The following is a 13,687-nucleotide window of genomic DNA, read 5'->3' as shown; positions in this document are numbered from 1 at the left end:
CACTGACTCCTTGGAGTCGATCCTCTCTAGGCGGGCGGCTCCGGAGGCGGGCTGGACGGCGGGTCTGAAGGTTCGGTGGGATCGGGGCCGGTCTGCGCCGCGACGCCGACGGTGATGACCACCACGCCGCCCGCCCCGGCGCAGCCGCCGGCCGCGACACTCTGCGCCAGCACGGTGCCCACCTGAGCCTGGTCGGTCACCTGCTGGTTCTGCCGCCGTACCGCGAACCCGGCGGCGCGCAGTTCGGCCCGCGCGGCGGCGGGCGCCTGGCCGGTGACCGAGGGGACCGGCACGCCCTGGCGGGACACGACCAGCGACACCCGGGCGCCGCCCGCGACCCGGCTGCCCGCCTCCGGCTCGCTCGACAGCACCTGCCCGTTCGGCTGCGTGGAGCAGGAAGTGGTCACCTGGCCCATAGCGAGCCCGGCGCCGGTCAGAGCGGCCTCGGCGGGCTCACGCTGGAGCCCGGCGACCGTGGGAACGGCCAGCCCGGCCGACACGCGCAGCCCGACCGCGCTTCCCCTGGACATAAGGACCCCGGCACCGGGCCGGGTGCTCAGGACCCGCCCGATCTCGCGACCGGAGTCGACCCGCGTGACGGTCCCGGCGACCAGCCCCGCCCGCTTGAGCGCCCTGATCGCGGCGGCCTGGTCCCGCCCGGCCAGCGCGGGCACCCGCACCCCAGTGGGGAGCCGGTTCGGCGGGTCGGACGCCGGGACATTCGGCTCCCGGGCAGGCGTGCTCGTCTTCACGGTCTGGCCGGGCGAGGGCGGCGTGCCGGCCGACGCGGCCGGTGCGGTCGTGAGGTCGGTGGGCCGTCCGGCGGCTTGCGGCGGGCCGTCCGGCCGGAACGCCGGCACCACCACGGTGACCAGCACGGCCGCGCTGACCAGCAGCGCGGCGGACACCGCGAGCCCCGCCCGGTTGAACGCCCGACCAGTCCGCCGCGTCTCCCGCGCATCGGCGAACCCCTGCCCGGTCCCCGGTACCGGTCCCTCGGCGAATACCGGAGCCGGATGACCGTGCCCGGTAGCTCCCGGGGCCGGGCGGCCGCCCTCGACGGATCCCGGAGCCGGGTGGCCGGCGGACCCGGCCGCGCCGGCGAGGCGATAGCCGCCGGGCGTGCCGGTCACCTCCGGCTGTGCGACCGGCCCATGGTCCGCCCCGGAGTCGGGCCCGGAGTCCGGCGGTGCGAAGGCGTTCATGGGCGGCACCCGCAGGATGTGCGGCGGCGGCGAGCGCAGCACCTCCGCCGGAACGGCTTCCGGGTCGCCCAGCAGGTCAAGCAGCAGTTCGCGGCTGGCGGGCCGGTTGCGCGGGTCCTTGTCCAGGCACGCCTCGACGAGCTCCCGTAACCGGCCGTCCAGCCGGCCGAGCTCGGGCTCGGCGGTCAGGATGCGGTGCAGCACCGGCGCCACGGAGTCCTGCCCGAACGGCGCCGAGGCGTTGGCCGCGAAGCACATCGTGGCGCCCCAGGAGAACACGTCGGCGGCCCCGGTGACGACCGACGCGGTGATCTGCTCCGGCGCCATGTAGGCGGGCGTGCCCACTCCCCTGCCGCTCACCGTCGCCGCCGCGTCCAGCGCCCGCGCCAGCCCGAAGTCGATCACCCGCGGTCCGTCCGCGCCGAGCAGCACGTTCTGCGGCTTGAAGTCGCGGTGCACGATGCCCGCCCGATGGATCGCCGCGAGCGCCGTTGCGGTGCCGACCGCGATCCGCTCCAGCGCGCCACCGGCCGGCGGCCCGGTGAGCGCGACGTGCCGCTGCAGCGACGGCCCGTCGACGTACTCGCTCACGATGTACGGCCGGCCGTCGTCGAACCCCGCCTCGATCACCTGGGCGGTGCAGAACCGGGCGACGTGCTTGGCCAGCTCCACCTCCCGCAGGAACGCCACCCGCTCGTCCCCGACGGGTCCGTGCAGCAGTTTGACCGCGTAGTGCTCCTCACCCCTCGTCCCGAGGTACACCACGCCCTGACCGCCCTCGCCCAGGCGCCCGGACAACTCGTACGCCCCGAGCCGCCTCGGATCCCCCGTTCTGAGCGGCTGTGCCATGGGCACGGCCCCTCCCCTCGCCGCCTTCTTCCCTTCCCACTGAAGGCAACCGGCGGCCGGGAGTCAACGGTGACCACGACAATCGCCACCCGAACGAGACAAAAACGGTCAAGAAGGGCGGGATAGATGACCCGAATACGTCACATCCTCGTCACCCTGGCGCGTCACCTTGATGACCAGCCGGTCGAGGTCCCGGCCAGGGAACATCCGCAGCGTGCCCCCATCACAGCGGTCGCCCTGGACCCGGTCCAGCGTGAACACGAACCCGCTGCCGGTGCGGCCGAGCCGTCCGGAACAGCGCAGCCCGGCCTCCCATCGCATGGTCGCCCCGGCCCCGGCCAGCCGGATCTCCACCGGAAACACCCGCCCGGCGCCCGGCCGACCGGCCGACCCGGTCCACGTGCCCTCCAACCCCGGCCCCTGGGCGCCGCGCAGCCAGAACACGAAGCCGGCGGCGGCCATCGCCACCCCGGCCGCCGCCACTCCGGCCTGCCACAGCCGCGCCGGTCGCCGCTCGCGCGCGCTCACGCCGGCGGCGCTCAGATGAGCCGGGCGTACTCGTCGAGCTTGGCCAGCACCTCGCCGGACGACGCGCTGGGCAGGGCGGCCACGACCTCCTCGACGCCCAGCCCCGCGTAGTAGTCGAGCTTCTCCCTCGTCAGCAGCGTGCCGAACGGGATCACCTTGGCCATCGGCCGGCCGACCTTCTCGCACGCCTCGCGCAGGGCCGGCAGCGCGGCCTTGATGCCCTTGCCGCCGATCGGCATCCAGCCGTCGGCGTACTCGGCGACGTGCGCGAACAGCTTGGGCCCCGCGGCGCCGCCCACGTAGACGGGCGGCGCGGAGATCGGCTTCGGCCAGGACCAGGACGCCTCGAACCCGTCGAAGGAGGCGACCTCGTCACGCCACAACGCCCGCATCGCCAGCATGTGGTCACGCGTGACCGCGCGCCGCGAACCGTACGGCACGCCGTGGTTCTCGATCTCCTCCACGTTCCAGCCGAAGCCGATCCCGATCACCGCGCGCCCGCCCGACAGGCGGTCGAGCGTGGCGATCGCCTTGGCGGTGACGATGGGGTCGCGCTGGGCGACGAGCAGGATGCCGGTGCCGACCAGCAGTCGCTCGGTCACCGCGGCGGCGAACGAGAGCGCGACCAGCGGGTCGAGGGTGCGTTTGTACTCCTCGGGCAGCTCGGCCTGCCCGGCCGGAGGTGGGGTGCGGCGCGAGATCGGGATGTGGGTGTGCTCGGGCACGTACAACGAGGCGAAGCCGCGTTCCTCGGCCGCTCTGGCGAGATCGGGGACCGGCATGGCCAGATCCGTGGTGAACATCGTGACGCCGATCCTCATGCCGCACCGTCCTTGACCGTCAAACAAGCGATTGTTAGGCAGAGTACCTTGCCGCGGAGCGGCGCTCCATGGAAGAGGTCTTCGGCGAAGTCTTCCACCTTCCCCGGTCCGCGGAACTGCGGCCCGGGTGTGACCGTGGCGACCGGAAGCCGTGGATGAACGCCCCGGCCGGGCACCGGCCCGCGGCGCGATAGCCTCGGGACGTGCTGGAGAGGATCGCGGCGACGCGTTACGTGACGCCGCTGCGCGAGGGCGGCTCGCTGCCGGGTGTGGTCGAAGCCGATGACCTCGGCACCTATGTCGTGAAATTTCGCGAAGCCGGGCAGGGCCGTCGCGTCCTCGTCGCCGAGATCATCTGCGCCGAGCTCGCCCGGCGGCTCGACCTGCGCACCCCCGACCTCAGGCTGATCGACCTCGACCCCCAGCTCGGCGTCCGCGAGCCCGACGAGGAGGTCCAGGACCTGCTCAAGGCCAGCACCGGCGTCAACCTGGCGATCGACTTCCTGCCCGGCGCCCTGGGCTTCGAGCCGCTCACCTGGACACCCGACCCAGCGTTCGCCTCCCGGCTGCTCTGGTTCGACGCGCTGATCCACAACATCGACCGCAGCTGGCGCAACCCCAACCTGCTCGTCTGGCACCAGGACGTCTGGCTGATCGACCACGGTGCCGCGCTCTGGTTCCACCACAACTGGCGGACGGCCGACCCCCAGCGCCCGTTCGACGCGGGCGACCACGTGCTGGCCCCGTTCGCGACCGACATCGCCGCCGCCGCCGAGGAGCTCTCCGCGCGGATCACGCCGGAGCTCCTGACGAAGGTGACCGCCCTGGTGCCCGACGCCTGGCTCGACGGCGAGCCGGGGTTCGACTCGGCGCAGGCCGTCCGCGACGCCTACGTCGACCACCTGCTGCGGCGCGCCCACGGACCGCGAGCGTGGCTCACTCGCGGCGAGCCGAAGACCTCCCGGCCGGGGCCGGGGTCCGTCGGCGAGTTCTGGCGCGGAGGCCGCCGATGAGCAGAGACGTGTACGAGTACGCGGTGATCCGCGTGGTGCCCCGGATCGAGCGCGGCGAGCAGATCAACGCCGGCGTGCTCCTCTACTGCCAGCCCCGCGGCTACCTCTGCGCGCGGGTCGAGCTCGACGCCGTACGGCTGCGCGCCCTCGACCCCGACGCCGACGCCGAGAGCGTCCGCCGGGCCCTCGGCGCCTACGAGCTGGCCTGCGGCGAGCAGGCCGGTCCGCTGACCGGCGAGCCGCTGGGCGGCAGGTTCCGCTGGCTGACCGCGCCACGCAGCACGATCGTCCAGACCGGTCCGGTGCACGCCGGCCTCACCGCCGATCCCGGCGCCGAGCTGACCCGGCTCTTCGACGTCCTCGTACGCCTGTGACCTGGCACGAACCTGGAACGGACCTAGAACAGGACCGACATGAAGGTGTCGACCTCGTGGAAGCCCACCTTGCGGTAGACAGCCCGTGCCGAGGTGTTGAAGTCGTTGACGTACAACGTGACCACCGGGGCGAAGCAGGCGAGGGCCGCCTCCACGACGGCCGCCATGCCCGCCACCGCGTGTCCCCGGCCGCGCAGCTCGGGATCGACCCAGACGCCCTGGATCTGGCTGGCGGACGGCGTGACCGCGCCGATCTCCGCCTTGAACACCACCCGCCCGTCGTCGATGCGGGCGTAGGACCTGCCGATGCGGATCAGCTCGGCGACGCGGGTGCGGTAGAGGGCGCCGCCGTCGCCGAGATTGGGCGAGACGCCGACCTCCTCGGTGAACATCGCCACGCAGGCGGGCAGCAGGATGTCGAACTCCTCCGGCCGGACCCGCCGCACCAGCGGGTCGGCCGCGACGAGCGGCTTCCGCGAGGTCGCCATGACCGGCTGCGCCCATCTGATCGCGCGCGCCCTGCCCCAGTAGGGCTCCAGCCGCTCCCACATCAACGAGACCGCGTCGACCGGCCCCACGATCGACGAACAGCGGCGTCCCTGCTTGCGGGCCCGGTCGGAGAACGCGTGCGCGGCCTCCGGACCGGCGCCGACCGGCACCAGATTGGCTCCGGCGTAGCAGAGCGAGACGAGACCGCCGCGCGGCCCGAACCCCCACATCTGCCCACCCAGCCGCGCCGGATTGAGTCCGACGGTCCGCACCCGGGAGGCGACGAAGACGTTGGCGACCGGGTCGTTGTCGAGCAAGGCGAGTGCCTCGTCCCGGTCGCTGTCGTCGAGCACGCGCGACGCCGATGTACGCAGCATCACATGGTCAGACTACGCGAACGACTACGGATTGGCTTATCTGGACAGCACGTCGGTGAGCCGATCGTGACCCAAGCCCCCACCGGCCGCCATCCGCACGACCGGCCGGGGCTCCGGAAGGGCGGCGCAGGTGGTCGTGCGCCTCGGGATCGTGCCGTCCGTCAGGTACGCGGCCAGGTGCCGGTCGACGCACCGGTTGCCGGCCAGCGAGACGCCGTGGTTGCCGCCCTCCTCCACGACCATCCGCGCGGTCGGGAAGTGCCGGAGCATGCGCAGCGCTCCCTGGTACGGCGTGGCCGCGTCACCGCGCGACTGGAGCATGAGGATGGGCGGCAGCTTCGGCGACCCGTGGACGTCGATCGGCCTGCCCCCGCTGACCGGCCAGAACGCGCACGGAGCGTTGAACCAGGCGTTCTGCCAGGCCATGAACGGCGCCCGGCGGTGCATCCGCGTCGTGTCCTGCCGCCAGGTGTCCCACGAGCGCGGCCAGGCGGCGTCACGGCACTGCACGCTCAGGTAGACGGCGTAGCCGTTCTCGTCCTCGGCGTCCTGGCCGCCGAACCGGTTGTGCGCCTCGACCAGCCCCTTGACGTCGCCCGCGCGCACGTACGCCGACCAGACCCGGGCCAGCTCCGGCCAGATGCGGTCGGTGTAGCCGCCGAGGGTGAACAGGTCGTCGAGCTCGCTCGGGCCGACGACGCCGCCGGCCGGCCGGTCGCGCAGCCGGGAGCGCATGGCGTACCAGGCGAACCCGGTCTCCTTGGCGGTGCCGCCCAGCTTGTAGACCGAGTTGTGCCGCGCGGTCCAGTCGAGGAAGTCGCGGTGCCTGCGGTCGAACGCGGGATCCTGGTCCAGGTTGGACTGGTACCAGACGTCGTCGGGGCTGACCGAGCTGTCCATGACGAGCCGCTTGACCCGGTCGGGGAAGAGCGTCGCGTAGACCCCGCCGATGTAGGTGCCGTAGGAGTAGCCGAGGTAGCTGATCTGCCGCTCGCCCAGGGCGGCCCGGATCGTGTCGACGTCCCTCGCGACGTTCTCGGTGGTCATGTGGGGCAGCAGCCAGGCCCACAGGTTGCCGCAGCGGGCGGCGTAGTCACCGGCCCGGTCGAGCAGGGCCCGTTCGTCGCGCCTGGTGGCCGGCACCGCGTCGAGCCGCGGCGGCGCGTAGTAGGACGAGGCGTCGACGCACCGCAGCGCGGGCCGGCTGCTGCCGACCCCGCGGGGGTCGAAGCCGACCACGTCGTAGCGCGCGGCCACCTCGGCGGGCAGCGTGGCGGCCACGAACTCGGCCAGCCGGAGGCCGGACGCGCCCGGACCGCCGGGGTTGACGAGCAGCGTGCCCAGGTGGTTGGCGTCGCGCGAGACCTTGCCCCGGATCCGGTTGACGGCCAGGGTGATCGACTGTCCCCACGGCTCGCGGTGGTCGAGCGGCACGCGCACCGTCGCGCACTCCACCCCCGGGGTGCCGCCCGGCGGCGTGTCCTTGCTCTGCGGGCACGCCCCCCACACGATCGCGTCGACGGGCCGGCTCCGCGCGGTGGCGCTCCCCTGGACGCCCACCACCCCGCCGACCAGCATGCCCAAGGCCGCGACCACTCGTACGAACCGCTTCACCTGACCGCTCCCCCATCTCATAGGGAGAGATGCTCGCGGGGTGACGGGCCGGTGACGCAGGGTATGGAGGAAAGCTTGCCAACGTGTAATCAGACGATTGCACGCCGTAACGGAAGGGTGGGGAAGGTCAGCCCACGGTCACCTGCGGGCCCGGGGCGTCGTCGTCGAGGTCGACCTCCACGCCCATCTCCTCGGCGATGCGCAGGGCCTCCTCGATCAGCGTCTCCACGATCTGCGACTCGGGCACCGTCTTGATGACCTCGCCCTTGACGAAGATCTGCCCCTTGCCGTTGCCGGAGGCCACCCCGAGGTCGGCCTCGCGCGCCTCGCCGGGCCCGTTGACGACGCAGCCCATGACGGCGACCCGCAGCGGCACCGTCAGGCCCTCAAGCCCGGCCTGCACCTGCTCGGCCAGCGTGTAGACGTCGACCTGGGCGCGGCCACAGGACGGGCAGGACACGATCTCCAGGCCGCGCTCGCGCAGCCCGAGCGACTCGAGGATCTGGGCGCCGACCTTGACCTCCTCGACGGGAGGCGCCGAGAGCGACACCCTGATCGTGTCGCCGATGCCCTCGGCGAGCAGCGCGCCGAAGGCTACGGCCGACTTGATCGTGCCCTGGAAGGCCGGGCCGGCCTCGGTGACGCCCAGGTGCAACGGGTAGTCGCACCTGGCGGCCAGCAGCCGGTAGGCGTTGATCATGACGACCGGGTCGTTGTGCTTGACCGAGATCTTGATGTCGCGGAAGCCGTGCTCCTCGAACAGCGAGCACTCCCACAGGGCCGACTCGACCAGCGCCTCGGGCGTGGCCTTGCCGTACTTCTCCAGCAGGCGCGGGTCGAGCGAGCCCGCGTTGACGCCGATGCGGATGGGCACGCCGTGGTCGGCCGCCGCCCTGGCGATCTCGCCCACCTTGTCGTCGAACTTCTTGATGTTGCCGGGGTTGACCCGCACCGCCGCGCAGCCCGCCTCGATCGCGGCGAAGACGTACTTGGGCTGGAAGTGGATGTCGGCGATCACCGGGATCTGCGACTTCCTGGCGATCGTCGGCAGCGCCTCGGCGTCGTCCTGGGACGGCACGGCCACGCGGACGATCTGGCAGCCCGAGGCGGTGAGCTCGGCGATCTGCTGCAGGGTGGCGTTGACGTCGGCGGTGACCGTGGTGGTCATCGACTGCACGGAGACCGGCGCGTCACCGCCCACGGGGACGTCGCCGACCATGATCTGACGGGAGTGTCGGCGTTCGGCGAGCGGCTTCGTGCGGACCGTCGGGATGCCGAGTGCTACAGAAGACATTTCTCCCTCTTGGGTGTCGACGACGTTGTCCAGTCTAGGTAGCTATCGGGACTGCCCGGCCGCGAGCTCCGCGAGCTCCGCCGCCCGGGCGCGGGCCCAGGCGTCGGCGGCGAGCACCTCCTCGACCGTGTCGGCCGGGGTGACCTGGTGCTCGGCGACGACCTTGGCCACGGTGTCGACGATCGCCGGGAACGGCAGCTCGCCACGCAGGAAAGCGTCGACGCCCGCCTCGTTGGCCGCGTTGTAGACGGCGGGCGCGGTGCCGCCCTCGGCGCCGACGTGCCTGGCCAGCGCGACGGCGGGGAACGCCTCGTCGTCGAGCGGCTCGAAGGTCCAGGTGTGCGCGGTGGTCCAGTCGACGGGCCGGGACGCGCCCGCCAGGCGGCCCGGGTGGCCGAGCGCCAGCGCGATGGGCAGCCGCATGTCGGGCGGGCTGGCCTGCGCGATGGTGGAGCCGTCGATGTACTCGACCATGGAGTGGATGATCGACTGCGGGTGCACCACGACCGTGATCCGGTCGAAGCCGATGTCGAAGAGCAGGTGCGCCTCGATCACCTCCAGCCCCTTGTTGACCAGGGTGGCGGAGTTGACGGTGATCACCGGGCCCATGGACCAGGTGGGGTGTGCGAGCGCCATCTCGGGCGTCACATCGGCCATCTCGGCCCGCTTCCTGCCCCTGAACGGCCCGCCGCTCGCCGTGATCACGAGCCGCCTGACGGCGTCGGGGTCATGGCCGTCGGGCCCGGAGGCCCACAGGCACTGCTGGACGGCCGAGTGCTCGGAGTCGACGGGAAGGATCTGGCCCGGCTTGGCCAGCCGCTTGACCAGGGGCCCGCCGATGATCAGCGACTCCTTGTTGGCCAGCGCTAGGGTGCGGCCCGCTTCCAGGGCGACCAGCGTGGAGGTCAGCCCGAGCGCGCCGGTGATGCCGTTGAGCACCACGTCGGCCTGCCAGGCGGCCACCTCCGCGACGCCGTCGGGCCCGGCGAGCACGGTGGGGTCGGCGCCGTGCTCGGCCAGCGCCTCGCGCAGCGCCGGGACCGTCGCGGGGTCGGCGACCGCCACCGCCTCGGCGCGGAACTCGGCCGCCTGCCTGGCCAGCAGCCCGACCCTGCCCCCACCGGCCGCGAGCGCCGCGACGCGGAAGCCGCCCGGGTTGGCGGCGATGACGTCGAGGGCCTGGGTGCCGATCGAGCCGGTGGAGCCGAGGACGACCACGGAGCGCTGGGTGTCTGCATGCACCCGTCCATTGTCCCCGCTCCGCGTGGCGCCCAGACACGGGGTTCGCCGGCACCCGAAAATCGGCGACCCATGTGACGGCAGATATCTGAGCCGATTAATGCCGGAATACCGCCATATCCGTATTCGCGAATGTCGAGAAATACGAATATTTCTCCCGCTACCTTCCAACCCCTGATTCCGGTTTCGGGAGGTACGTAATGCACCGCAGAGTCGCTCTGCTCTCCGTCGTCACCCTCGCCCTCGGGGGTGCCCTGCTTCCGGTGGGAGCGGCCCAGGCACAGGCGGCGCCCAGGCCCGCCGCCAAGGCCGCCGCCGACTCCCCCGCGGAGCAGAAGACCGTCCTGCGGTACTGGACTCCGCGGAAGATGGAGGCGGCACAGCCGCTCGCCGCCCCCTCGCCCAGGCAGGGCGCCAGGACGGAGTCCGGCCTCGCCGACGAGCCGACCACGGGGGTCCCGTGGACCACCCAGGGCGCCGCGCCGGCCTCCGCGCGGGCGCAGGCCGCCAACAGCCCCGGCGCCCCGTGGACCGGCGGCGGCACGGTCACCCGCACCACCGGACGGGTCTTCTTCACCTATCAGGGACGCAACTCCTCCTGCTCCGGCTCGGCTGTGACCAGCGCCAACAAGAGCGTGGTGATGACCGCGGGGCACTGCGTGAAGCTGGGCGGCGCGTTCCACACGAACTGGGTGTTCGTGCCGGGCTACGACAACGGCAGCCGTCCCCACGGCACCTGGGTGGCCAGCAGGCTGCTGACCACCCCGCAGTGGAACGCGAGCGAGGACATCGACTTCGACATCGCCGCCGCCGTGGTGGCGCCATTGGAGGGCAGGACGCTGGTCGACGCGGTGGGCGGACAGGGCGTGGCGTTCAACCAGGCCAGGCGGCAGCAGATGTACGCGTTCGGCTACCCGGCGGCGGCGCCGTACGACGGGTCGAAGCTGATCTACTGCGCCGGACGCGCGTTCGACGACTTCCTGATGTCCCGGGATCACGGCCTGACCTGTGACATGACCGGTGGTTCCAGTGGCGGCCCGTGGTTCCGGAATTTCAACGAGTCCACCGGGCTGGGCACGCTGAACTCCGTCAACAGCTTCAAATACAACTTCGCCCCGAACTGGATGTTCGGCCCATATTTCGGAAATGAGGCACAAGCCGTCTACCAGGCCGCGCAGAGCGCCGGCACCCTCTAACGCTCTTTACCGAAAGTAGCGGCGACGGAACATCGCGTAGTGCAAACTCGGGTGCCATGACCTTGAGCACCCCCATGCTTGCAGCCGTTCCGCTCGTCGCGGGACTGATGGGCCCGGCTCTCGTGGGCGCCACTCCCACACACCAGCGGGAGCGGCAGCCAGACCGTCCCGCGGCCGCCACGCACCCGCGCGCGGCGCGATCCGAGGTCGTCGAGCACGTGGCCGCGCGCGGTTCCGCCGACCACCGGCGCGTGCTCGACTACTGGACACCCCAGCGGATGGCCGCGGCCCTGCCGATCGACATGCTCGACATCGTCACCGACGGCGGCGGCCTGGTGAGCGGGCTGACCGGCAAGGCGGGGCTGGGCGTCGCCCCGGACCTCTCGGGCGCGACCACGAAGGTCGCGCCCTCCCGCCGGCACCAGTCGTCGCGGCCGCAGCAGCAGACCGCCGGCTCCCGGTGGACGACCGGCGGCGCGGTGACCAGGACCACCGGGCGGGTCTTCCTCACCGTCGCCGGGACCGACTTCGTCTGCTCCGCGAGCACGGTCCGCAGCGCCAACCGCGACGTGGTGGTCACCGCCGGCCACTGCGTCAAGGACGGCACCGGCCAGTGGGCCGACAACTGGACGTTCGTGCCCGGCTACCGCGAGGGCGGCGGCCAGCCCTACGGCCAGTATCCCGCCCGCCGCATGTTCGTCGCAGCGCCATGGTCGCGGGCCGCCGACGACAGCTACGACGTGGGCATGGTGGCGCTGGCCACCTCCGGCGGCAGGCACGTGGCCGACGTGGTGGGCGCCCAGGAGATCTCCTTCGACGCGCCGCGCGGCGGCCAGGCCTTCGGCTTCGGCTATCCCGCCGACCCGCCCTACAACGGCGAGCACCTGGTCTACTGCGCCGGCCCGCTGCGCGACGACCCCCACGGCGAGACCCACGACCAGGGCCTCGGCTGCGACATGACGGCCGGCTCCAGCGGCGGCCCGTGGCTGTCCGGCTTCGATCTCGGCACCGGCCGGGGCACGGTCACCTCGGTGAGCAGCTTCAAGTACAGCGACGACCGCCGTACGATGTACGGCCCCTACTTCAGCGGCTCGGCCAAGGCCCTGTTCACCGCGGCCGAGCGCGCCTGACCCCGGGCGGGCCGATCAGAGCATCAGCCCCGTCAACACCATGACCTTCTCGTACGTGTAGTCGCGCATGGCCGACTGCACGCCCTCGCGTCCCACGCCCGAGTCCTTGACCCCGCCGTACGGCATCTGGTCGGCCCGGTAGGAGGGCACGTCGCCGATGATCACGCCGCCCACCTCCAGCTCCCGGTTGGCCCGGAAGGCGGCGTCCAGCGACCGGGTGAACACCCCCGCCTGCAGCCCATACTTCGAGTCGTTGACCATGGCGTACGCCTCGTCGATCGACGCCGCCCGCTGGAGGACCATGACGGGGCCGAAGACCTCCTCGCAGGAGAGCGTGGCGTCGGCGGGCACATCGCTGAGGACGGTGGGAGCGACCGTGGCGCCCTCGCGGGTGCCTCCGGCGAGCAGGCGGCCGCCGCCGGCGACGGCCTCCTTGATCCACTGCTCCACCCGCTCAGCGGCGGCGACCGACACCAGCGGGCCGACCTGGGTCTTCTCGTCGGCCGGGTCACCGGTGACGAGCGCGTCGACGGCGGGCAGCAGCCGCTCGACGAACGCGTCGTAGACCGGCTGCTCGACGATCACCCGCTGGACGGCGATGCAGCTCTGGCCGGCCTGGTAGTTGGAGAACAGCGCGACGCGGGCCGCGGCCCAGTCGAGGTCGGCGTCGGCCAGGACGACCGCCGCGGCGTTGCCGCCGAGCTCCAGGGTCACGTGCTTGCGCGGCACCTGGTCGCTGATGGCGTAGCCGACGGGCGCGGAGCCGGTGAAGGAGACGATGGGCAGCCGGGGGTCCTGGACCAGTCCGGCGGCGCGCTCGTTCTCGACCGGCAGCACCGAGAACATCCCGGCGGGCAGGTCGGTCTCGGCCAGGATCTCGCCGAGGACGAGCGCGGAGAGCGGCGTGGCCGGGGCGGGCTTGACGACGACGGGAGCGCCGACGGCGATGGCGGGGGCGACCTTGTGGGCCACCAGGTTGAGCGGGAAGTTGAACGGCGTGATCGCCAGCACCGGCCCGTGGGGCACGCGCGAGACGTAGGCCAGGCGGCCGGCCGCGGCGGGCTCGGTGTCGAGCCGCTGCACGTCGCCCGACCAGCGACGGGTCTCCTCGGCGGCGAAGCGGAAGGTGGCGACGGCCCGGCCGACCTCGCCCCGCGCCCAGAAGATCGGCTTGCCGTTCTCGGCGGAGATCAGCCGGGCGATCTCGTCGGCCCGCTCCGCCAGCCGCCGCGCCACGTGGGCGAGCGCCTCGGCGCGCACGTGCACGGGCAGCGCGGCGGCCTGCCGGGTGACCTGGTGGGCGGCCGCGACGGCCTCCTCGACCTGGGCCTCGGTGGGCACGGAGTAGCGGCCGACCTCGCGACCGTCGTGGGGGTTGGTCACGGTGAGCTCGGTGTCCCCGGTGGCGGGGTGTCCTGCTAGCCAGAAGGTGCGCACGTCCATGCGACGACGTTATGCGACGACGCGGAGCGGGGACTTACACCACGTTGCACAAGTGCCCCCACAGCGCTCACCGATAAGTACAAGCCCTCTGGTATACCCGCTATGTAACAGAAGT

Annotated in this window: 12 protein-coding genes; 4 read left to right on the top strand and 8 right to left on the bottom strand. The window is 72.5% G+C overall.

Features of this window, described 5'->3' with window-relative positions; genetic code table 11:
- Positions 1–26 precede the first annotated feature (26 nt).
- From AC5L3X_RS36870 to AC5L3X_RS36860, 3 genes are all read right to left on the bottom strand, one after another.
- Positions 27–2,054, bottom strand: a complete 2,028-nt coding sequence (locus AC5L3X_RS36870; RefSeq protein WP_494863262.1) for a serine/threonine-protein kinase — start codon at positions 2,052–2,054, stop codon at positions 27–29.
- Positions 2,055–2,162: 108 nt separating this feature from the next.
- Positions 2,163–2,582 (bottom strand): hypothetical protein, encoded by a 420-nt coding sequence (locus AC5L3X_RS36865; RefSeq protein WP_189127105.1) that lies wholly within the window; start codon positions 2,580–2,582, stop codon positions 2,163–2,165.
- A gap of 11 nt (positions 2,583–2,593) precedes the next feature.
- Entirely contained in the window at positions 2,594–3,403 is an 810-nt protein-coding gene (locus AC5L3X_RS36860) for an LLM class F420-dependent oxidoreductase (RefSeq protein ID WP_494863260.1), read from the bottom strand.
- Positions 3,404–3,606: 203 nt separating this feature from the next.
- Here AC5L3X_RS36860 and AC5L3X_RS36855 point away from each other — a divergent pair, with 203 nt between their 5' ends.
- Both AC5L3X_RS36855 and AC5L3X_RS36850 read left to right on the top strand, forming a co-directional pair.
- The gene (locus AC5L3X_RS36855; protein ID WP_494863258.1) at positions 3,607–4,416 is read left to right on the top strand and encodes a HipA family kinase; all 810 of its coding nucleotides are present in this window, start codon (positions 3,607–3,609) and stop codon (positions 4,414–4,416) included.
- Complete coding sequence (locus AC5L3X_RS36850; RefSeq protein ID WP_189127102.1) at positions 4,413–4,790, top strand: DUF3037 domain-containing protein; 378 nt, start codon at positions 4,413–4,415, stop codon at positions 4,788–4,790. The genes AC5L3X_RS36855 and AC5L3X_RS36850 overlap by 4 nt, the downstream gene beginning before the upstream one ends.
- A 23-nt stretch (positions 4,791–4,813) precedes the next feature.
- On the opposite strand, the gene AC5L3X_RS36845 is transcribed toward AC5L3X_RS36850, so the two are convergent.
- The 4 genes from AC5L3X_RS36845 to dxr all read right to left on the bottom strand — a co-directional run bounded on the left by AC5L3X_RS36845 (position 4,814) and on the right by dxr (position 9,806).
- Complete coding sequence (locus AC5L3X_RS36845) at positions 4,814–5,656, bottom strand: GNAT family N-acetyltransferase (protein WP_189127197.1); 843 nt, start codon at positions 5,654–5,656, stop codon at positions 4,814–4,816.
- 36 nt (positions 5,657–5,692) lie between these two features.
- Positions 5,693–7,270: an alpha/beta hydrolase gene (locus AC5L3X_RS36840; RefSeq protein WP_494863257.1), complete on the bottom strand. Its 1,578-nt coding sequence runs from the start codon at positions 7,268–7,270 to the stop codon at positions 5,693–5,695.
- Between the two features lie 127 nt (positions 7,271–7,397).
- On the bottom strand, positions 7,398–8,564 hold the full coding sequence (gene ispG / locus AC5L3X_RS36835; RefSeq protein ID WP_189127100.1) for a flavodoxin-dependent (E)-4-hydroxy-3-methylbut-2-enyl-diphosphate synthase: 1,167 nt from the start codon (positions 8,562–8,564) through the stop codon (positions 7,398–7,400).
- A gap of 42 nt (positions 8,565–8,606) precedes the next feature.
- Positions 8,607–9,806 carry a 1-deoxy-D-xylulose-5-phosphate reductoisomerase gene (gene dxr / locus AC5L3X_RS36830; RefSeq protein WP_494863255.1) on the bottom strand — a complete coding sequence of 400 codons (1,200 nt, stop codon included), beginning with the start codon at positions 9,804–9,806 and terminating at the stop codon, positions 8,607–8,609.
- Positions 9,807–10,003: 197 nt separating this feature from the next.
- Between dxr and AC5L3X_RS36825 the strand changes: the two genes are divergently transcribed.
- Together AC5L3X_RS36825 and AC5L3X_RS36820 are read left to right on the top strand one after the other, a co-directional pair.
- Positions 10,004–10,999, top strand: a complete 996-nt coding sequence (locus tag AC5L3X_RS36825; protein WP_494863253.1) for a trypsin-like serine peptidase — start codon at positions 10,004–10,006, stop codon at positions 10,997–10,999.
- Positions 11,000–11,073: 74 nt separating this feature from the next.
- The gene (locus tag AC5L3X_RS36820) at positions 11,074–12,129 is read left to right on the top strand and encodes a trypsin-like serine peptidase (RefSeq protein ID WP_494863251.1); all 1,056 of its coding nucleotides are present in this window, start codon (positions 11,074–11,076) and stop codon (positions 12,127–12,129) included.
- A gap of 15 nt (positions 12,130–12,144) precedes the next feature.
- On the opposite strand, the gene AC5L3X_RS36815 is transcribed toward AC5L3X_RS36820, so the two are convergent.
- Positions 12,145–13,572, bottom strand: a complete 1,428-nt coding sequence (locus AC5L3X_RS36815) for an aldehyde dehydrogenase family protein (RefSeq protein ID WP_494863249.1) — start codon at positions 13,570–13,572, stop codon at positions 12,145–12,147.
- Between the last annotated feature and the right edge of the window lie 115 nt (positions 13,573–13,687).

It is taken from the genome of Nonomuraea sp. CX421, assembly GCF_059358955.1.
This window is presented reverse-complemented; position numbering and strand designations above follow the sequence as displayed.